Genomic DNA, 18957 nt, shown 5'->3' on the forward strand with positions numbered 1-18957 from the left:
CGGCTTTACCGGGGCGACATATATTAAGCTACTTTCAATTTTTTCAAATCCGACTTTTCGAATTTCTCTTTGGCATAATCCAGATCTATCGTCAGCTTCTTGGATTTCTGCTTTTCCGAAGGAATCTCGAACATCGCATCAATCATAATTGCCTCGCAAATGGATCTTAATCCCCTTGCTCCCAGTTTAAACTCCAGTGCTTTATCTACTATAAATTCGTAAACTTCTTTTGAAAATTCTAAGGCTATATCCTCAAATTCAAATAATTTTTGATACTGTTTGATTAACGAGTTTTTAGGCTCCGTCAAAATATTCAGCAAGGTTTCCCTATCTAGCGGATTCAAATAAGTAAGTACTGGCACACGACCGATAAGTTCTGGTATCAATCCAAAAGATTTCAAATCCTGCGGCGTAATGTATTTATATAGATTATTAATATCTATATCGTCATTTTCCTTCGCAAACTTATAACCAACTGTCTGTGTTCTCAATCTATTTGCGATTTTCTTTTCAATGCCATCAAAAGCACCACCACAGATAAACAGGATATTATTGGTATTTACAGGAATCATTTTCTGATCAGGGTGCTTTCTGCCCCCCTGTGGCGGAACATTAACAATAGTCCCTTCTAATATTTTCAATAAAGCCTGTTGAACACCTTCTCCTGATACATCTCTGGTAATAGAAGGATTATCACTTTTACGCGCCACTTTATCAACCTCGTCAATGTAAACTATTCCTCTTTCTGCCGCAGCAACATCATAATCAGCTGCCTGCAATAACCTCGTCAGAATACTTTCCACATCTTCACCTACATAACCTGCCTCGGTAAGTACCGTAGCGTCACAGATACAGAAAGGTACATTTAAGATCTTAGCAATCGTTTTAGCCAGTAAAGTTTTACCCGTACCGGTTTCTCCAACCATCATAATGTTAGATTTCTCTATCTCCACCTCATCTTTACCAACCTTTTGGTTCAAGCGTTTGTAGTGATTATAAACCGCTACAGAAAGTACCTTTTTTGCACTATCTTGCCCAATTACATACTGATCAAGATGCCTCTTGATCTCCAAAGGTTTAAGTAGTGTCAGGGTTGCCTGAACATTTTTATTCTTTCGCGAGGCAAATTCTTCTAAAAGAATATCATTGGCCTGCGCTACACATTTATCACAAATATGAGCATCAAGGCCAGCTATAAGCATTAAAGAATCCTGCTTACTTGCTCCACAAAAAGAACACCTAACATCTTTTTCTTTCTTATTCATTTGTTTTATTAGCGTTTACTCCCAATACCTCATCAACCATTCCATAATGTTTAGCCTCTTCCGCTTTCATCCAGTAATCCCTGTCTGATGATCTCTCCACCCATTCGTAAGATTGGCCAGAATGTTTAGAGATGATATCGTAAAGTTCTTGTTTCAACTTCAACATCTCTCTTAAATTAATTTCCATATCCGCTGCAACCCCCTGCGCTCCGCCGGACGGTTGATGAATCATAATCCTGGCGTGTGGTAAAGCAGCTCTTTTACCCTTTGCACCTGCACACATTAAAACAGCTCCCATAGAAGCAGCCATACCTGTACAAATTGTGGCTACATCAGGCGAAATAAACTGCATCGTATCATAAATCCCCAAACCTGCATATACGGACCCTCCCGGAGAGTTGATATAGATCTGAATATCACGCTTCGCATCTGTAGATTGCAAAAACAATAGCTGAGCCTGAATGATATTTGCATTCTGATCATAAATAGCATCTCCTAAAAAGATAATCCTATCCATCATCAAACGTGAAAACACGTCCATTTGCGCAACATTCAGCTGCCTTTCTTCAATGATATAAGGTGTCATCGAAGTTGGCATATGCAAGCCCTGTACGTTATTAATATATTTATCTACATGCATTCCACCAATTCTATGGTGTTTTACAGCGTATTTTCTAAATTCGTTTTTGTCTATCTTCATGGTATTAAATAAGTCGTTTTCTAATATCACCATCTAAGGCTTTGCACAATATAAGATTTTCCCCGTTTTTCCGAGTCGCTTTATTGTTCAATATTATGTAATATTTTTTAGCGAACGAAAATCTAAGCTATAAAAAATAGCTGAGTTTTTTTGAAACACCCTAATGTTCTATATAACAGCGATTTTGAAATTTAGTTGTAAAAAAACAAAAAGCAGCCCTAAAAAAGAGCTGCTTTTAATATCGATGAAAGATTCGCTTATTTTTCTAAATCCTGAAATTTAGTATAATCGATTTCTTTTTTGTCCAATGTGATCACATTTTTAAGGTAATCAAACACCTTTTGTGCTCTTACTTCATCAAAAATACGGTTTGCATTTTCTTTCTCCTGCAAGAACTGAACAGCGTACTGGTTTAATTGTTCTTCTGTTAAAGCTTGTGGGCTGTACATTCTGAACTGAGCATCCAAACGTTGTTTTGCAGTTTCTAAAACTTCTTCGTATTTGATTTCAAGGTTATTGTCTTTAACGATTTTGTTTTCTACTAAAGTCCATTTTAGGTTTTTAGCAAAATCCTCATAACCTTTATCCAATTCTTCATCAGAAAGCTCTTTGTTAACTACTTTCAACCATCTTTTCAGGAATTCGTCCGGAAGAGCGATTTTAGCTGTTTTCTCAGAACCGTATTGGTAAAGATCAGCAGCTAATTTACGGTCGGCATCCTGAGCAACCATTGCACCTACTTCTTCTGCAATTTTAGCTTTGAATTCTTCTTCTGTTTTCACAGCGTCAGCACCGAAAAGCTTATCGTAAAACTCCTGGTTTAAATCTGCTTCTTCTAACCTGTTTACGTTTTTAACTGTTAATTTGAATTTACCTTTAGGAGACTCTGTTCCTTCTTCTAATTTCAAAATTCTTCTCAATTGCTCATCATCATTGATCGCTTTTACCAAATCAAAAGACTCAACAACATCATCTTTTTTAAGGCCGATCAATTTCTTTTGTGCTTTATCTTCTACGATTTCCAGTCTTAAAGAAGTAGTTGTTTTCACCCCACCTTCTTTTTCAGAACCATCATCGTTCAGCTCTACTAAATCTCCAAAAATAACATCTCCTGCTTCTACAACTTCAGGATTAGTCATTTTTCCATAGCTTCTTCTGATATTTTTGATTCTTGAATTTAAAGTTTCATCATCAACTTTAATATCGTAAGAAACCAATTTATCTTTAGAATTGAATTCAATATTTATCTCAGGAGCAAGACCCAATTCGTAATTAAATACAAATTCATCATTGAAATCCCATTTAAAAGCAGTATCATCTTCTTTCGGGAGCGGCTGTCCAAGGATTTGCAGATTATTTTCCTGGATATAATTATTTACAGACTCGGAAAGTAAGTTATTAATTTCATCTACAAGAATACTTTTTCCATACATTTTTTTGATATGTGCAGGAGGAACCATTCCAGGACGGAATCCTGGTAATTTCGCTTTCTTTGCCTGGTCTTTAATTGCTTTCTCTACTTTCGCCTGATAATCTTCAGGAGAAATTTTTACTGTTACAATCGCGTTAAGATCACCGATTTTTTCCTGTGTAATATTCATTTGTGATGATTTTATTATCTCTAAATAAATGTCTTTAAAAAAATAAAACCCGCCACCCTATTGGGTGGCGGGTTTACCTCTGGTGCGGAAGAAGGGACTCGAACCCCCACGCCTCGCGGCGCCAGATCCTAAGTCTGGTGCGGCTACCAATTACGCCACTTCCGCGTTTTCCTCTAAACCAGTATTACTACCGATTTGGGATTGCAAAGATAAAAGGAGTTCTTATATTTTTCAAACATTTTTTACTTTTTTTAGCCAAAAACTTTATCAAAATCAAAAACTCACTAGCTATCAGCAAATTAATTTTAAACTATTTTTCAGAAAGTTCTAAAATACGGTCGAATTCGTGCTTCTTCAAAGGCATTACAGACAAACGCCCCTGTCTTACCAATGCAATATCCTGTAAATATTCGTCTTTCTTAATCTGCTCTAAACTAACTGGGTTTTTCAAAGTCTCTACCGGAGAAATATCTACTACTACCCAATTGCTATCGTCTGTTGTTGGATCCTGGTAAAACTCTTTAACCACTTTAGCCACTCCTACCACACACTTCCCTTCGTTACTATGATAAAACATCACTAAATCCTCTTCTTTCATAGCTTTCAGATTATTTCTGGCCTGATAATTACGCACACCATCCCAAAAAGTGCGTCCATCTTTATTAAATTGTTCCCAGCTATATTTAAAAGGTTCTGACTTTACTAACCAATAATTCATATTTATCCTTGTTTATGATTTGTTGAAGAGTTCCCCCCTTCAACTCGCTTTATATTTCCCAAATTCAAAACTATGTAAATCAAAAACAATAAGAAAATACTTAAAGAAAAATACCAAAGATGTAAAGAAGTTGCATATAGAGGAATCTTAAACGAATCCCTAGGGTTTGCTATACAAATTTGTTTATTTAACAATTTATCTAATTTGTTTCGCTATCCATTTTTCTGAAATTGATTTACTGTTAAATTAAAATGGTTTTTATATATTTATAAAAACATAAAGCGAAATTCGTATATAGAGATGGATTGGCGAAACTATTCATCTTTTTGTTTCGCTAATCGTGATGTTACCTGCAATCTTAACTCAAACCGTATAAATCAGAGATGTCCGAAATTTTCAAAAAACATATAACTAAATTCGCAAAGGTTTCTGACGATGAATTTGAAGAAATTAAAAAATTCTTTGACACGAAAGAGGTCGCCAAAAAAGAAAATCTATTAGAGGAGGGACAAATTTGCAGGCATCATTATTTTGTTTTGAGCGGTTTGTTACGAAAGTTTTACATCAACGAAAAAGGCACTGAACAAACCACTGAATTTGCCGTTGAAACTTGGTGGCTTACAGATAACTTTGCCTACGAAAACGAAGTTCCTACGGAATTTTATATTCAGGCTGTAGAAAAATCTACGATATTGTATATTACTACAGATAAACAGGAAAAATTATTAAGAGAATTTCCTGTGATGGAACGCTATTTCCGTTTTGTTTACCAACGGGCTTATGCAGCGGCTCAAAAGCGCATTAAATTTCTTTTTTCGTTTTCAAAAGAAGAGTTTTATTTTCAAGCCGTTAGAAATCACCCCGAATTTGTGCAACGTGTTCCCCAATATTTAATCGCTTCTTATCTAGGTTTCACTCCCGAGTATTTAAGCGAAATCCGAAAGAGGCTTCTTTCTTAAACCAGTTTAAGTTTTTTTATTTCCTTATTCTGCAATTTTGCATTAAACAATTTTAAAAAAATTATATAATGCAAAAACGATTTAACTTTAAGGAAGTTGCACCAAGTGCACTAAAAGCGATGGTTGGCTTAGAAATGTATCTTTCAAAGGCTTCTATATCTAAAACATCTAAAGAACTTATAAAAATCCGTGCTTCACAAATTAATGGTTGTGCCTATTGTATCAACATTCACACTCAAGACGCAATTAAAAGTGGAGAAACAAATCAGCGCATTTTTTTACTGAATGCTTGGAGAGAGGCTGAAGATATTTTTACGGAAGAAGAAAAAGTAGTGTTGGCGATAACGGAAGAGATAACATTAATCCATCAAAATGGATTGTCAGATGACACCTATTCAACCGCATTACAGTTTTTTAGCGAAACTCAAATTGCAGATATTATAACTGCCATAATTACCATCAACCTCTGGAACAGGGTCGTACTAAGCACCCACTTACCAATAGGACAAAGTCTTGCATAGGACTATTATAAAAAAGCAGGTTTAACAACCTGCTTTTTTACACAAAAGGATATTTTTGTAATTTAGCTTGTGCCTAACAATGGTATGCGAAATATTCGATGAGTAATTGAAGGTTACTCAAATGAGTGTTATTAGACGTGAACAATAAAAGACTGCAGGTAACAAGGTATTATCAAAAGTCTTATTATAAACCCTTAATTTACAAGGCTTTTACCTACTTTACACAACACATAGTACAACATAAGTACAACTTATCGAAATAAATACTAAACACATACAAAAGCAAGGATTTTTACACATAAAATCTCTGCTTTTTTGTTGAAATACATTCTTGTTTCTTCTCCTATTCTACTCTACAGATTGCAGTTCTGACCTTTCAATTTATGCGTTTTCGGTGCGATAGCACTCTATTACACTGCATTACAACATCTTACATATTGTCCATTTCGCAAGGCTATAGGAACTTTGTAAAAGCTATAGCAATCAAATATTTAACTCTTAAATTTTAAAGAAATGGCAAGACAAAAAGGACTTATGAAGTATGTCGGAACAATTGGCGATGTACGACACTTCAAAATAAAAGGTCAACAAGGATTTTTCGCCGGAATGGTTGGTGGACCAACCGCTGAACAAGTAAATAACGCTCCCGAATTTGAACGTACGCGTGAAAACATGAACGAGTTTGGAGGTTGTGCAAGAGCTGGCAAATCGGTTCGTACTGCATTATCAGCTTTAATGTCTAAAATGGCAGATAGTCAAGTTACAGGTCGATTAACATCTATTATGAAGAAAATCAATTTGGAAGATGGAACAGAAGCCAGAGGTTATCGAAAAGTCGAGATCTCAACACAAAGAAATTATTTGTTAGGTTTTGAGTTTGATAAAAAGCTATCACTAAATGGTGTCTTCAATGCTCCCTATGATGTAGAACATACCGTAGGACGTGAAAGTGCTGACTTTATCATTGCTCCTTTTAATCCAGCTGATTTAATTGCAGCTCCTTCAGGTACAACACATTTCCGATTAATTAACGCTTTGGCGGTGGTTTCTGATTTTGTGTATAACGCAACAACAGGAACGTATGAACCTGACGATATTCTTAATAATGAATTAAGTATCGTTGAGTATTCAGATTATATTCCATTGAATACAGCTTATGCAGGTTCTACGTTGACGGCTACGCTTCCAGGTACTCCAACTTTAGGAACTAATGTCACAGTATTGCAGTGTATCGGGATTGAATTTTTCCAAGAGGTCAACGGTAATTATTACGCTTTCAACTCTGGAAACTGTTTGCGAATTGAAGATGCATTTTAAGCTCCACATAATTTAAGCCTTCTTCATCAAAGAAGGCTTTTTTGTTTAATCCCAAAATCATACTTCAGATGAAAACAAAAATCATAAGAGTTGCCCAAGGCAAACAAAGTACATTAAGCCATCTATATATTGACGATATCTTTCAATGCTATCTGTTGGAGGATAAAATCAGAGCTGCTAAAATTCCTAAACAAACGGCTATACCTATTGGAGATTATACTCTTCGATTAAATACGTGGGGCGGTATGAATGCCGAATACAGACAGAAATTTCCGAATGTTCACAAAGGAATGATTGAAATAAATGGATTACCCAATTTCAGTTATGTGTATATCCATATCGGGAATACTTACCGACAAACCGCAGGTTGTCCCTTGTGTGGTTTTGGTTTTGAATTGGTAGATGGTGATTTCCAAATTGTACGTAGTAAAGATGCTTATCAAATGATTTATCCAAAGCTTTTAGAAATTGCTCAAAGCAAAGAAAATCAAATCAGTATCGAGAACAATTTCCAATTCTAAAAAGTCAAGACAATGGAATATGCAATCACATTAAACGTTGTTTTTGGCTCTGTAATTAGTTTATTGTTGACCGTTGTCGCTTACTTTATGAAGCAGCTTCATTCCGATTTCAAGAAAATGGAAAAGGATTTAACCGAAGTCAAAACAATGGCTTTACTCATCAAAACAGAGTTTAAAAACAGTTATGATCTACTCAATCAAAAGGTAGATTATTTGGAACATCGGGTCAATATTATTGAACAAAAAAATTTTAAACATTCAAGCAATGAAAAATGATAATTTAAACATCGTCGAGCGTGTAAAAGCTCCAACACCGAAATGGTTCAAAATTGTGAGAACTATCGGTATCACCTTAACCGCTGTAGGCAGTGCAATTTTAGCTGCTCCGGTAGCTATTCCTGCTACCATCGTTACTGTGGCTGGTTACTTAACCCTAGGCGGAACCATTGCCACAGCTGTGGCTCAAACAGCTATTCAAGCTGAAGAAAGTGAGCAAAAGCAAGAAAACGAAAAGTAAATTTTATACGTTTCAAATGTAAATCCTGTCCTTTGGGCAGGATTTTTTGTTTTCTACATCACATTGCATCAATTTTATAACATAGTGCGTTTATATAGCCTTTATATGTTACTTAGATATGAAATATCGGTTAATCGGTGGGAATGGTTGAAGCAAAAGAAAGTAGCCTTTTGGGCTACTTTCTTAAATGTCTTGCAATATAGATACGTTTGAGTTCAGAAATGAGTAAAAGCTGTTCGTACATTTGGCGTTCTTTAACTTCTAAAGCTTTGACTTTTTGAACATCGGCTTTGAAAATCTTTTCTTTTCCTTTTAGATGTTGGATTTGTTCCGCTAAAAGGGTTTTAAATTCATTGATGCGGATAAATGGAATGACCGAACCAATTAAATACGGATGAAAAGCTTTTGCTTTCCATAATCCAAATAAAAGATTGCGGTACATATCCAATTCTTGTTGGTTTTTGCATTGAATTAAGAAACAATTCGGGCACGGTTGCTCCAAAGGTTTACCGGAATTTAAACCTTTGCACAGGGCGTACAATTCAAAATTTGACTTTTGATTTTTTGGGTTGTACGTTGAAATTTTAACGGCTTTCATATCGCTACATTTTGAGGTTAGCTCCGTTTGTTTCTTTGTCGTGGTGGCTACCACTGAATATTTTTACAAAGAAAAAAACAGAAAAAAAAGAAAGCCATTGAAAAGGTGGCGGGGCAAAAAAGCCAAAAGGAAACGGAATAAATCCCGAAGGGTGGTGAAATCATTTCGTGGAGTTTACGGAGCGAAACAATAATTTTGCCATTATGCCGTAGTCTTTTGGATTTTTTATTGTGCGTTGGCATTGTGCGGAGCCACCTACTTTTGCTTGTCTTTTTGTTCTTTTTTCTTTTGGAAAAATGCGGTTGACTTCCTTTTGAGCGTGGGCAATGGGGCAAATACGTCGCAGTAAAAAATAAAGCATACCAAAATGTGAAGCGTTGGAAAAAAGCAAGGGTATGCGGAACGCAATACGCTTGCTGTGCGGTGTTGCAATAAGGTGTGTAGGCAATGAAACGGAATGAATGGAGGTAAATTTTGCTTTAGCCTACCGAAATGGAATGTAGTGCATTGCCGAAACACTTTATGCAACACATGGGTATCACAAAAAACGAATGCTTTATTTTTTTACTGCACCGCTGAAATGGGTGGTGGGGCGTGAGGGAAAAAAGCGTTGGCAAGGCGTTGGCGGAAAAAATACGGCTTCCACTCCCCGAAAAATAGCTCCACTAGCCTATTGCATTGGGCTATTTTTTCGGGGAGTGGCTATGGCATTGGCTATTTTACATAATGTTATTATAGGCTATTACAGCGCAGGGATAGTCGCCTATAAGCATGGCGGTAATAGACTATAATGCCACGTTATGTAACTTAGCTTCCGACGATTTGCATACTGGCATAAACGAAACGGTGGTGGTGGTTGGAGTGAAGTGTCTTTTTGCTTTGTTTTTTGAGCCGATGGACAGCTCTTTGCCACCGCAGGAACGAGGATGGCAATGTGCTGAAAGTGCGTAGGCAAAAACAACGCAAAAAGTATGACAGTTGCAAACGGCGGCAATGCCATAGAAGACAGACGAAGTGTTGGCTTTGTGTGGTTGCCGTCTGGCTAAAGCCGTATTTTTTCTGTGCGTGGGCTGTGCGTGGGCAAGAATAGTTTATCTTACTTCCAAAGCTTTAATCTCTTTTCAATCTCTGCGACTAAGGGCTTATTATTCTGAAAAATAAAATTAGTTGCTACGAGTTGTTCAAGTTTTATGGCAGCTTGTTTCTTTGAGAGAACATTTGCTTCTACAAGCTTATCAAATATCCAAATCATACCGTGATATTCAATGTCCTTATTTTTAGCACAATTACGCACTGTTTTGTCGCTACTTAAAACACAAGCATCTAATTTATTAGCAACGTGTAAAACGGATTTATCGGTTTCAGATAAAGATTTAGGATAGGGTTCTGATTGGATTTGAAGAAAATCTTCTTCTTTGAGATTATGAACAATAAGCCTATCAACAGATTGATAGGCTTTTAAAATTTGTTGTTGTTCAGAATATAATTCAAAATAAACTGAAGTCGTTGTATGTATGTCTATTTCAAGTTGAAAAAATGCATTAACAAGATCCAAATCATAAAGATCTATAAAAATACATGCATCCGTAACAGCTATTTTTAATTTCATTCTTCGGTGTGGTATTTGACATTTGGAGAACAATAATTAAAACATCGGTTGATGTTGTTTTTTAAATTCAGCCAAAGATTGATTAGATAATGAAGCTGCTTTTGACATTGAAATCTGGTCTTCAATCAAAGCTCTAAATAATAATTGTTCAAAGCGATTACTCTCTTCAATCCCTTGATATTCTACAGGTTCGTCAACTTTCCAATTTTGTTGTCTAATTAAGAAGAAGAATTGTTTAGTATAATTTTCATTAATAATCCCACAAACTTTTGCTCTCATTACAATTGCTTGCATTGAGATACCGTACTGTTTTTTAATATTACCCAATTCTAAAGTTGAAAGCTTAGTACGATGTTTTCCTAATTCTGCTATAATGGTTTCTTCAGGAAGTAGCATTGCACCTGCAAACTGATGACATAAAGTTTCTTTTTGTTTATCAGTCACATCACCCAAATCTAAAAGTAAATGAGCCAACTCGTGAAGCAATGTAAAACGTATTCTATCTGGCTTATTGGCTTTTCTTTCATTGTAAGCTACAACCGGGATATAACCATTTACAAAAGTTTGTAAACCGTCAAAATCCTCATCGACATTCAGCTTTACTACTTTTATATTCTTATCTTCTAAAAGTTCAACGATGTTGAATATTGGACCATTACCTAATGACCATTTTTCTCTCAAAAGATTTGCAGCTTGATTTACCCGCTCATAAGTAGTAACCTTTCCAAAGTCTTTTAAAGGATTATCAAAACTATGAGGAAGTCCAATGATTTCTTCTAATTCTAAATAGCGTGAAAGATACTCTTTGGTAGTTTCGTTAATAATAGCTTTGTCTTTTGGTGATACCTTACTTGAAATCCGATATTCAATATCACTGAACTCCACTTTAGTTGTTCTGAAAAAATAATCAGGGCTAATATTAAGAGCTTTGCTTAGCATATTAATTTTTTCTGCATCGGGAATCACTTCACCTTTTTCGTAACGATGCAACGCCTGACGAGATAAAGTTCCGCCTAAAGCATCAGCCAAATCCTGCAATGAGAAACCATTCATAAGACGGGCTGACTTAAATCTTTCCGCAAATATTGCTTTTGTTTCCATTGTATAAAATATTTTGTACTGCAAAGGTAACTATTATAGTTGACAAACACAACTTATTACCGACATTTTGTAACACCAACTTGTAACTGTGACAAAAATTCATATTGCCGTAACACTATAAAACAAGACATTATGTCACGAATAGCATGAAAACTGACTGGTTTACATAATTGGTTGACAAGTTTGTTTTTTGGAATACATTTTGTAACTTTACATTTAAGTGCAAATAGGTGCATTTATAACTTTTTAAATATTATAAAAATGGGCAAGTACCAAATTAAAAGAACCAGTAATGGTCAATTTCGCTGGACATTGAAAGCGACAAATGGAGAAACACTTATAACAAGTGAAACTTATGTAAGTAAACAAGGTTGCCTTGATGGTGTGGCAAGTAGTAAGGTTTGTGTAGCCGACAAAAACTTTGATAAGAAAACATCCACTTCAGGACAGCCGTACTTTAATCAGTTAGCGAACAACTATCAGGTTTTAGGAACAAGCGAAATGTATTCCTCTACTTCTGCAAGAGATAACGGTATTGATAGCGTAAAACGTAACGCTCCAACTGCAACAATTGAAGACTTAACTTAATTATTAAATAATAAAAAATGAAAAAAAATCAACATGTAGTGCCTAACGGGGACAAATGGGCTGTAAAAGGAGCCGGAAACGAAAAAAATACACGCGTTGTAGATACGCAAAAAGAAGCTATCAACATAGCCCGTGAAATTGCTAAAAATCAGAAATCCGAATTAGTAATCCATAGACCTGACGGCAGAATACGTGATAAGGATAGTTTTGGAAATGATCCACGTAATATAAAAGGGTAATAACTGTATATGGATTACGTTAAAAAAATTGAAACATTAAAACATAGTATTGATCGATACGACCATTACTACGATAGTATTAATAATAAAGCTAACTTATTTTTGACCTTAAATACTTTTTTACTAGGCGGAATTATAACAGGTTATTATAGTATTAAAACTACTATTGATGGTAGGTTTGATATTATGTTTTTTGTTTCTATTGCGCTAATAAGCTGTTTTGCTAGCATTTTCTACACATTGTGGTCTATAATACCCTATTTGAACAAACAATCTGATAGTATCAACGGCTCTCAACTAAGTTTTGGGAATGTTGCCAATGTCTCGTTGACAAGCTTTAAGCAGATGTTTGACTCCGTGACCGAAGAAAAGCTGTATGAAGATTATTTAGAGCAAGCACACTTATTAGCTAAAGGATTGCAGATTAAATTCTGCAGATTAAGAACAGCAACCTACCTACTGGGTATTTGCTTTGGTTGTATTATAATTATTGGAATTAAAATTTTAACATAACGCGTATGAATCAAAAACTCTACAAAAACTATGCTGATGATATCGCTCAATATTTGAGACAGGGTAAAAAAAACGATATCAACAAATCATTTAGTACAGGTCAACTAAATGAAGGTAAATCGTCTAATATTGAATTAAGATGGTTAGACAGAACCAAAAATGAAGCAGATTTCCTAAGCTTAAGTGCTTTAGACACAGTTACATCATATGATACAAAATATCACGAAAAACTAGGTGCGCATCCAAGCTTTAACCATCTAAAAGGAACCAAAAAAGTAGAACATCACTATATTGTATCGATGTTTATTGATGTTCGAAATTCAACAGGACTATTTAAAAAATATACTCCTGAAGTTGTAGCTAATATTTGTAGAACGATACAATTAGCAGCTATTCATACTTGTTGGTACTTTGATGGGTATATTCATCGCTTACAAGGGGATGGATTAATGGTCTATTTTGGAGGAAAAGGAACAGCCAAGCAAAAGGCAATTGACAACGCATTATTAGCTGCCTCTTTCGTAAATTATTTCGTTAAAAATGATTTAAAGAATCTTTTTGATGAACAAGGCGTAAATCGTATTTATACGCGTATTGGAATCGATTTTGGTGATGATGAAGACACTATATGGCATGACACAGGAGCTGGTGAGTGCAGTGAAGTCACTACTACGAGCTTACATACTAGCTTAGCCAGTAAGTTGCAATCGCAAGCTGAAAGCAATGGAATTGTAGTAGGTCATCACGTTTATCAATTAAAGTTGACACATGAGGATTATTTCAAGTATAAGAAATACAAAAAAGACGGTGTTGAAAAAGACTATATCTATGAAATACCCGATGAGGGATTTAGATACAAACAATACGATTTTAATTGGGAACGTTATCTTAAAAATCATCCGTTAATAACTACTGACGAAGAAGGGAATTTAATTCTTAGCGGAAACCCAAAACATAATAGTACACATATTAACACTTTCATACCTCAACTTGAAAAGAATGTTGAACAATACAAGCCTTACCTTAAATAGAGGTTTTAAAATAAGGAACTTTGAGGAAGATAAGATTGCCATTTTAAAGAGTAACCCTGGACTGCATTTTGTAATTCAAAATGATGGAACATATATTTTTAGTGGCAATTATTATCTAAAGAACGATGAAGGGAAATTGATAAAGTCATTCAATGTCAAAATTACACCTCTAAAAAATTATCCTAATAGTGTACCCATAGTTTATTCGACTGGTGATGAAATAGAAAAAATAGATGATTATCATATAAGTAAAGAAGGAATTATCTGTTTCGATCATACTTACACTCTTAACAAACTTGCATCAGGAGGACTAAGGTTATACGATTTCATCGAATTTTATTTTCCAAAATACTTTTCTTGGGTATTGCTTAAGCAATGTGAAAAGGCAGAGAACTTAAAAGAATGGGCGCATCAAGACAATGGTACAATTCAATATTTTCAGGAAATATTAAGAATTAGTGACATTGATAAAATCTGTGATTTTTTAGATTGTTATTTAAAAGTATCGAAACCATCCAGAAATGAAAAATGCTATTGCGGTTCAGGAATTAAACTAAAAAATTGTCACCTTGACGCTGTTAACATTCTTCGAGCAACTTCGAAAAAAGAACTTCAAAATGATTATCATAAAATTAAAAAGGTCAAATAGCTATACAACTATTTGACCTTTGTTTTTTATTATCGTTGGGTATTGAAGTTTTGAAACGAATTTGCCATCATTTTATAGAGTGTATTGGCAAAGAATGAGCGGAACTCTGGGTTGTCGTTAAATTCTTTAAACACTTCAAAATTAGAGTCGATGTGTTCCATTAGTTTTTGTTGTAAAATGGTATCGAACGTAATCTTGGCATTTTGTTCGTCTGAATAACTGTATGCATCAATAAACGCTTGGTCTTGCGCTACATCTTTTACGAGTTCGTCTGCTAATTTACGTACTTTGTCTTCGTTGGTAAATTCGGTACCAAAGCGTGTATTGAATTCTGACACAATCTCTGAAAGGTATTCTAACTCAGGTTCTAACACGCCTCCTTTTACTTCTGTTGGAATCGGTTTTAATTCGTCGCCTTGTTGTAGGTAGATACGATCTGTTTGTAATAAGCGGTATTTCACGCTATCCATATCTATGCTATCCAGAACACCTTTGGATAAATCTTCGCCTACAGGACGTTGAATTTTGTTTTGCAGGTGGTTTAAGTACACATACAAACTTTCTAGATATCCACTTTCAAAGGGTACAATTTGAGAAAGGAATACGTACAAACGCACAAACGACTTGCATTTCACTCTAAAATCCTCTTGCTCCTCTTCAGACAACACCTCATTAAATTCCTTCACCGCTTTGTTTAATAAGCCATGAACGGTATCTAATGGTTTATTCTTAATAATCGCAGATGTAAATGCATACACATCTTCTTGCTCATAGATTTGGTAGGTATCTAAGATCGATTGCAAGTCGAACAACTTATGATGATCTGTTTTATCTGCTAAAATGGTTGTTTCGTAGAATGGCTTAAATGAATTTTCGATTTCCTCTACGGTGTTGGCAAAGTCTAATACAAACGTATCGTCTTTACCCGCTGTGGTTCTGTTGAGACGTGATAATGTTTGCACCGCATTAACACCGCCCAACTTTTTATCGACATACATGGTATGCAATAAAGGTTGGTCGAAGCCCGTTTGGAACTTGCTTGCCACGATTAAGAAACGGTATTCGGGTTTCTTGAACTCGTCTGCGATTAAGCCACTGGAAAAATGATTTAATGATGCTTCTGTTTCGCCATCTATATCGCCAGAAAATGCCACAATAGATTTGAACGGCAAATTATTTTCCGCCAAATACTTATCGAATGCGTGTTTATAAAGAACAGCATTTTTCCGGCTAGAAGTTACCACCATTGCTTTAGCCAAACCATTGATTTTACGTTGATGGATGACATTTTCTATGAAATGATTGATGATAATTTTCGTTTTTTTATCAATGGAAGCTGGGTGGCTTTCTACGTATTGTTTTAATTTTTTCTGCGCTCTTTGTTTATCGAATTTAGGATCATCTTCTGCTTTCTTGTACAAGCTGTAGAAACTGTTATAGGTGGTATAGCTTTTTAGTACATCTTCGATAAAACGCTCTTCGATGGCTTGTTTCATCGAATACAAATGAAACGCTTCGTATTTGGTTTGGTCGCCTACTTCATAAGGTTTACCAAATAATTGTAAAGTTTTATTTTTAGGTGTAGCCGTAAAAGCAAAATAGCTGGCATTATCCAAGAGCTTACGCGATTTGGCAATCATTTGCAATAAAGCATCGTTGCTTTCGGCATTGTCATCTTCTACTGTTTGTTCGTCTTCGTCTGTTTCTTCCGTTAACTCTTTGTATAAAGCCTCGTTTAGCTTACGCAAAGTATTACCGCTGGTACTGCTGTGGGCTTCGTCTATGATGATGGCAAAATTATTGGTTGCCAACTCGCCCATTTCTGCTGCGATAACAGGGAATTTTTGAATGGTAGAAATGATTATTTTCTTCCCATCTTTCAAGGCTTCCTTTAACTGACGAGAACCATCGGTAATAGGCTCTACCAAACCTTTTGTTTTCTCGAATTGTAAAACGTTTTTTTGGATTTGGCTGTCTAATACTTTTCTATCGGTAACGATAATAATGCTATCAAACACATTTTTATTATCGGTATTGTATAATGAAGCCAACTGATGTGCTAACCAGGAAATAGAATTGGATTTGCCCGATCCTGCCGAATGTTGGATTAGGTATTTTTGCCCCGTACCGTTTTGTTTAGCATCGGCTAATAATTCTCGAACAGCGTCGAGCTGATGGAAACGTGGGAAAATTAATTTTTGTGATTTCGTCTTCTCAAACGTACCGTCTTTGTTAATTTTTTCGCCCTCTTCTTCAAACAACTGCACATAGTTTTGGATAATCTCTGTTAAGGTATCTTTTCGCAAGATGTCTTTCCAAAGATAATCTACCTTAATGCCTCCGTTCTCTGGATTGCCCGCACCGTTGTTGTTGCCTTTGTTGAAAGGTAAGAAATACGAACTTTCGCCTTTGAGATGCGTGGTCATATACACCAATTCGGTATCTACCGCAAAATGCACCAACATACGCCCTAGTTTGAACAATGGCTCTTTGGGATCACGATCTTGTTTGTACTGCTTTATGGCATCCTTAACGGTTTGGTGGGTAAACTCATTTTTAAGTTCGAAGGAGATGATTGGTAAACCGTTGATGAACACCACCATATCCAAGGTATTGTTGTTTAACTTAGAATATGGTACCTGACGCATTACCGAGAAAATATTCTGTTGGTATAAAGCCACCAATTCTTGATTCAGCGTTTGGTTGGGTTTGTCGTAAAACAAACGAAACTTAATGTTATTGACCACCAATTCTTTACGCAATAGGTTGATGATACCGCCCACAGCCATACCCCGAGCAAAGCGAATTTGCGACAAAGTACGGTTGATTTCCTTTAGCATGGTACGTTTATAGTCGCCTCCTGTAGATTTTTCTAAGGCGGCCACTGCTTTGGGCTGTGTAGCTTCTAAGAACTGAAACAACAATTCTTGATCGACCAAATACTCTTTATCAAAATTGGTACGGTGGCGTAAGGTGTAGCCGTTGCCGTGTGTGGTATCGGTTAAGTAATTGGTAAAATGTATTTCAAATCCTATTTCTTTGGTATTGGTGCTCATACTCTAGTTATTCGTTTGGGTGCATTGGTTATTGGTTTATCTATAGGTTACGCTATGGACAATTGACCCGTAACGGCATTGCTGATTAAAGCCTCTTTGTACTCGGCTACTAAGCGTAATTCTTCTTCGGTTTTAAAAATGGTTTCGTCTATGGTTTTGGTTTCAGATTTAATTTTTGCGATGATGTCCTTTTGGATATTAATATCTTTTGGATATGAAATTAAAACATTCGATATATCGGCAATACTTAATCCTACACGAGTTACACCAGTTGCATTAACTTCAAATTGACTATTTACTTCTTTAGATTCAATTTTTCTAAATAAAAATTCATCCAATATAATTTCTTGATTTGCTCTAATCATTGCTAAATGGTAGGCACATACAAGATTGTCAATATTTTCTGATACAAAAGCTGGAATTCCGATGTCGTTAGCTGATTCACTATCTTTAGTTATAATAATATCACCTTTAAACACTTTGAATTTTTCAATTTCTTCTAATGTTGCAGTAGCTAGCATAAATTCAATATTATTTGTGATGTAGTCATTCTTATAAACATCAACATAATTGCAAAGCTTTACTTTAACTTCTCCTTTATGCGTTAATTTATCGACATTACTAAATTTAATATCTGAAATATGTTTTAGTTTATGCGTCACCCAATTAATACTATCCTCATCTTCTGACTTATTTACATGAGAGTTTATCACACTCTGTCTTTGTTCTTTAAGTAGGTTGATGAGTTGTTTTTTATCTGCGATGAATTGGTTGATTTGCTCGCACTTTTTGTCGAGGAAATTATTAATTTTCCTTACTGTTTCTATTTCGTTAGGAATAGCAACTTTTAAAACAGAATATTTATTTCCATTGAAGTTAAATATTGTACTCTCTATTGCTTCAGTACTTAGTTGATATTTGAAATATTTTGAGAATGAAAAATAATAAAGCCATTTTGAAATATCTATATTCTTAGGCTTAAACTTTACAAGAAAACCTGCATAAGTATATTCTTCTTCATTTTTATGGAAGTAACAACGACCTATTGTTCCACTTCTTGAGAATAAAACATCGCCTTTATTCAAAAAGTAACCTTCTGGAACATTCTTTTTTGCAATAAAAATTCCTCCTTCACCAATATTCCCATTTTCATCAATATCTGTTGTACGTAAAAATCTAACACCAGATTCTTCATATTTAGAATTGGGTATATTAACTCCATACGTATTCTTTTCAGTACATAAGTTTTTTAATCTTTGCATTCTCCAATTTTCAGGCAAATCAAAACTTACAGTATTATATTTAATTGTGTTATTGTTCATTATATGTTCTCGCTTTTGGGCGTTATGGTCTGCTTTGTTTGCAGGGTATTTTTATAAATTTTGTTAAAAAGTATTACAAATCGAAATACAATTTGTATATTTGCAGAGTTCTTTACCTAGAGTCTGGAACCT

Annotated in this window: 21 protein-coding genes and 1 tRNA gene; 12 read left to right on the forward strand and 10 right to left on the reverse strand. The window is 35.2% G+C overall.

Features of this window, described 5'->3' with window-relative positions:
- Positions 1-23: 23 nt before the first annotated feature.
- From clpX to PEDSA_RS09345, 5 genes are all read right to left on the reverse strand, one after another.
- Positions 24-1265, reverse strand: coding sequence for an ATP-dependent Clp protease ATP-binding subunit ClpX (clpX, locus tag PEDSA_RS09325; RefSeq protein ID WP_013632908.1), 1242 nt, complete (start codon positions 1263-1265; stop codon positions 24-26).
- Positions 1258-1965 carry an ATP-dependent Clp protease proteolytic subunit gene (locus PEDSA_RS09330; RefSeq protein WP_041537383.1) on the reverse strand — a complete coding sequence of 236 codons (708 nt, stop codon included), beginning with the start codon at positions 1963-1965 and terminating at the stop codon, positions 1258-1260. The genes clpX and PEDSA_RS09330 overlap by 8 nt, the downstream gene beginning before the upstream one ends.
- Positions 1966-2222: 257 nt before the next feature.
- Positions 2223-3566, reverse strand: coding sequence for a trigger factor (gene tig, locus PEDSA_RS09335; RefSeq protein WP_013632910.1), 1344 nt, complete (start codon positions 3564-3566; stop codon positions 2223-2225).
- A gap of 80 nt (positions 3567-3646) precedes the next feature.
- A tRNA-Leu gene (locus PEDSA_RS09340) sits at positions 3647-3731 on the reverse strand.
- Positions 3732-3876: 145 nt separating this feature from the next.
- Positions 3877-4284 (reverse strand): EVE domain-containing protein, encoded by a 408-nt coding sequence (locus PEDSA_RS09345; RefSeq protein WP_013632911.1) that lies wholly within the window; start codon positions 4282-4284, stop codon positions 3877-3879.
- A 383-nt stretch (positions 4285-4667) separates the two neighbouring features.
- Here PEDSA_RS09345 and PEDSA_RS09350 point away from each other — a divergent pair, with 383 nt between their 5' ends.
- The 6 genes from PEDSA_RS09350 to PEDSA_RS09375 all read left to right on the forward strand — a co-directional run bounded on the left by PEDSA_RS09350 (position 4668) and on the right by PEDSA_RS09375 (position 8119).
- On the forward strand, positions 4668-5243 hold the full coding sequence (locus PEDSA_RS09350; RefSeq protein ID WP_013632912.1) for a Crp/Fnr family transcriptional regulator: 576 nt from the start codon (positions 4668-4670) through the stop codon (positions 5241-5243).
- A 68-nt stretch (positions 5244-5311) separates the two neighbouring features.
- Positions 5312-5764 (forward strand): carboxymuconolactone decarboxylase family protein, encoded by a 453-nt coding sequence (locus PEDSA_RS09355; protein ID WP_013407616.1) that lies wholly within the window; start codon positions 5312-5314, stop codon positions 5762-5764.
- Positions 5765-6298: 534 nt separating this feature from the next.
- Positions 6299-7081 (forward strand): hypothetical protein, encoded by a 783-nt coding sequence (locus tag PEDSA_RS09360; protein WP_245546867.1) that lies wholly within the window; start codon positions 6299-6301, stop codon positions 7079-7081.
- A 68-nt stretch (positions 7082-7149) separates the two neighbouring features.
- Positions 7150-7602: a DUF5675 family protein gene (locus tag PEDSA_RS09365; protein WP_013632914.1), complete on the forward strand. Its 453-nt coding sequence runs from the start codon at positions 7150-7152 to the stop codon at positions 7600-7602.
- 12 nt (positions 7603-7614) lie between these two features.
- Positions 7615-7878 (forward strand): hypothetical protein, encoded by a 264-nt coding sequence (locus tag PEDSA_RS09370; RefSeq protein ID WP_013632915.1) that lies wholly within the window; start codon positions 7615-7617, stop codon positions 7876-7878.
- Positions 7868-8119 carry a hypothetical protein gene (locus PEDSA_RS09375; protein ID WP_013632916.1) on the forward strand — a complete coding sequence of 84 codons (252 nt, stop codon included), beginning with the start codon at positions 7868-7870 and terminating at the stop codon, positions 8117-8119. Before PEDSA_RS09370 ends, PEDSA_RS09375 begins: the two co-directional genes overlap by 11 nt.
- 175 nt (positions 8120-8294) lie before the next feature.
- Here the strand turns inward: PEDSA_RS09375 and PEDSA_RS09380 are convergent, their stop codons facing one another.
- Positions 8295-8717 carry a DUF6943 family protein gene (locus PEDSA_RS09380; protein WP_013632917.1) on the reverse strand — a complete coding sequence of 141 codons (423 nt, stop codon included), beginning with the start codon at positions 8715-8717 and terminating at the stop codon, positions 8295-8297.
- A 551-nt stretch (positions 8718-9268) separates the two neighbouring features.
- Between PEDSA_RS09380 and PEDSA_RS09385 the strand changes: the two genes are divergently transcribed.
- The gene (locus PEDSA_RS09385; protein WP_013632918.1) at positions 9269-9508 is read left to right on the forward strand and encodes a hypothetical protein; all 240 of its coding nucleotides are present in this window, start codon (positions 9269-9271) and stop codon (positions 9506-9508) included.
- Between the two features lie 305 nt (positions 9509-9813).
- Here the strand turns inward: PEDSA_RS09385 and PEDSA_RS09395 are convergent, their stop codons facing one another.
- Both PEDSA_RS09395 and PEDSA_RS09400 read right to left on the reverse strand, forming a co-directional pair.
- Positions 9814-10326, reverse strand: a complete 513-nt coding sequence (locus PEDSA_RS09395; protein ID WP_013632919.1) for a PIN domain-containing protein — start codon at positions 10324-10326, stop codon at positions 9814-9816.
- 36 nt (positions 10327-10362) lie between these two features.
- On the reverse strand, positions 10363-11427 hold the full coding sequence (locus tag PEDSA_RS09400; RefSeq protein WP_013632920.1) for an XRE family transcriptional regulator: 1065 nt from the start codon (positions 11425-11427) through the stop codon (positions 10363-10365).
- A 261-nt stretch (positions 11428-11688) separates the two neighbouring features.
- Between PEDSA_RS09400 and PEDSA_RS09405 the strand changes: the two genes are divergently transcribed.
- The 5 genes from PEDSA_RS09405 to PEDSA_RS09425 are packed head-to-tail and all read left to right on the forward strand — an operon-like array spanning position 11689 to position 14447.
- Positions 11689-12015 carry a YegP family protein gene (locus tag PEDSA_RS09405; RefSeq protein ID WP_013632921.1) on the forward strand — a complete coding sequence of 109 codons (327 nt, stop codon included), beginning with the start codon at positions 11689-11691 and terminating at the stop codon, positions 12013-12015.
- 17 nt (positions 12016-12032) lie between these two features.
- Positions 12033-12254: a DUF2188 domain-containing protein gene (locus tag PEDSA_RS09410; RefSeq protein WP_013632922.1), complete on the forward strand. Its 222-nt coding sequence runs from the start codon at positions 12033-12035 to the stop codon at positions 12252-12254.
- Between the two features lie 9 nt (positions 12255-12263).
- Entirely contained in the window at positions 12264-12767 is a 504-nt protein-coding gene (locus PEDSA_RS09415) for a Pycsar system effector family protein (RefSeq protein ID WP_013632923.1), read from the forward strand.
- A 5-nt stretch (positions 12768-12772) separates the two neighbouring features.
- Entirely contained in the window at positions 12773-13798 is a 1026-nt protein-coding gene (locus PEDSA_RS19565) for an adenylate/guanylate cyclase domain-containing protein (protein ID WP_013632924.1), read from the forward strand.
- Entirely contained in the window at positions 13767-14447 is a 681-nt protein-coding gene (locus PEDSA_RS09425; protein WP_013632925.1) for an SEC-C metal-binding domain-containing protein, read from the forward strand. Before PEDSA_RS19565 ends, PEDSA_RS09425 begins: the two co-directional genes overlap by 32 nt.
- 29 nt (positions 14448-14476) lie before the next feature.
- Here the strand turns inward: PEDSA_RS09425 and PEDSA_RS09430 are convergent, their stop codons facing one another.
- The gene (locus tag PEDSA_RS09430; RefSeq protein WP_013632926.1) at positions 14477-17503 is read right to left on the reverse strand and encodes a type I restriction endonuclease subunit R; all 3027 of its coding nucleotides are present in this window, start codon (positions 17501-17503) and stop codon (positions 14477-14479) included.
- A 47-nt stretch (positions 17504-17550) separates the two neighbouring features.
- Positions 17551-18825: a restriction endonuclease subunit S domain-containing protein gene (locus tag PEDSA_RS09435; protein WP_013632927.1), complete on the reverse strand. Its 1275-nt coding sequence runs from the start codon at positions 18823-18825 to the stop codon at positions 17551-17553.
- Between the last annotated feature and the right edge of the window lie 132 nt (positions 18826-18957).

The sequence above is a fragment of the Pseudopedobacter saltans DSM 12145 genome (assembly GCF_000190735.1).
Lineage (GTDB): Bacteria > Bacteroidota > Bacteroidia > Sphingobacteriales > Sphingobacteriaceae > Pseudopedobacter > Pseudopedobacter saltans.

Coding starts and splice junctions, on each gene's coding strand:
- clpX (WP_013632908.1), bottom strand. CDS start 1,265: ATGAATAAGAAAGAAAAAGATGTTAGGTGTTCTTTTTGTGGAGCAAGT.
- PEDSA_RS09375 (WP_013632916.1), top strand. CDS start 7,868: ATGAAAAATGATAATTTAAACATCGTCGAGCGTGTAAAAGCTCCAACA.
- PEDSA_RS09415 (WP_013632923.1), top strand. CDS start 12,264: ATGGATTACGTTAAAAAAATTGAAACATTAAAACATAGTATTGATCGA.
- PEDSA_RS09405 (WP_013632921.1), top strand. CDS start 11,689: ATGGGCAAGTACCAAATTAAAAGAACCAGTAATGGTCAATTTCGCTGG.
- PEDSA_RS09425 (WP_013632925.1), top strand. CDS start 13,767: ATGTTGAACAATACAAGCCTTACCTTAAATAGAGGTTTTAAAATAAGG.
- PEDSA_RS09385 (WP_013632918.1), top strand. CDS start 9,269: ATGCTTTATTTTTTTACTGCACCGCTGAAATGGGTGGTGGGGCGTGAG.
- PEDSA_RS09435 (WP_013632927.1), bottom strand. CDS start 18,825: ATGAACAATAACACAATTAAATATAATACTGTAAGTTTTGATTTGCCT.
- PEDSA_RS09360 (WP_245546867.1), top strand. CDS start 6,299: ATGAAGTATGTCGGAACAATTGGCGATGTACGACACTTCAAAATAAAA.
- PEDSA_RS09380 (WP_013632917.1), bottom strand. CDS start 8,717: ATGAAAGCCGTTAAAATTTCAACGTACAACCCAAAAAATCAAAAGTCA.
- PEDSA_RS09330 (WP_041537383.1), bottom strand. CDS start 1,965: ATGAAGATAGACAAAAACGAATTTAGAAAATACGCTGTAAAACACCAT.
- PEDSA_RS09365 (WP_013632914.1), top strand. CDS start 7,150: ATGAAAACAAAAATCATAAGAGTTGCCCAAGGCAAACAAAGTACATTA.
- PEDSA_RS19565 (WP_013632924.1), top strand. CDS start 12,773: ATGAATCAAAAACTCTACAAAAACTATGCTGATGATATCGCTCAATAT.
- PEDSA_RS09350 (WP_013632912.1), top strand. CDS start 4,668: ATGTCCGAAATTTTCAAAAAACATATAACTAAATTCGCAAAGGTTTCT.
- PEDSA_RS09410 (WP_013632922.1), top strand. CDS start 12,033: ATGAAAAAAAATCAACATGTAGTGCCTAACGGGGACAAATGGGCTGTA.
- PEDSA_RS09430 (WP_013632926.1), bottom strand. CDS start 17,503: ATGAGCACCAATACCAAAGAAATAGGATTTGAAATACATTTTACCAAT.
- PEDSA_RS09395 (WP_013632919.1), bottom strand. CDS start 10,326: ATGAAATTAAAAATAGCTGTTACGGATGCATGTATTTTTATAGATCTT.
- PEDSA_RS09400 (WP_013632920.1), bottom strand. CDS start 11,427: ATGGAAACAAAAGCAATATTTGCGGAAAGATTTAAGTCAGCCCGTCTT.
- PEDSA_RS09355 (WP_013407616.1), top strand. CDS start 5,312: ATGCAAAAACGATTTAACTTTAAGGAAGTTGCACCAAGTGCACTAAAA.
- PEDSA_RS09370 (WP_013632915.1), top strand. CDS start 7,615: ATGGAATATGCAATCACATTAAACGTTGTTTTTGGCTCTGTAATTAGT.
- PEDSA_RS09345 (WP_013632911.1), bottom strand. CDS start 4,284: ATGAATTATTGGTTAGTAAAGTCAGAACCTTTTAAATATAGCTGGGAA.
- tig (WP_013632910.1), bottom strand. CDS start 3,566: ATGAATATTACACAGGAAAAAATCGGTGATCTTAACGCGATTGTAACA.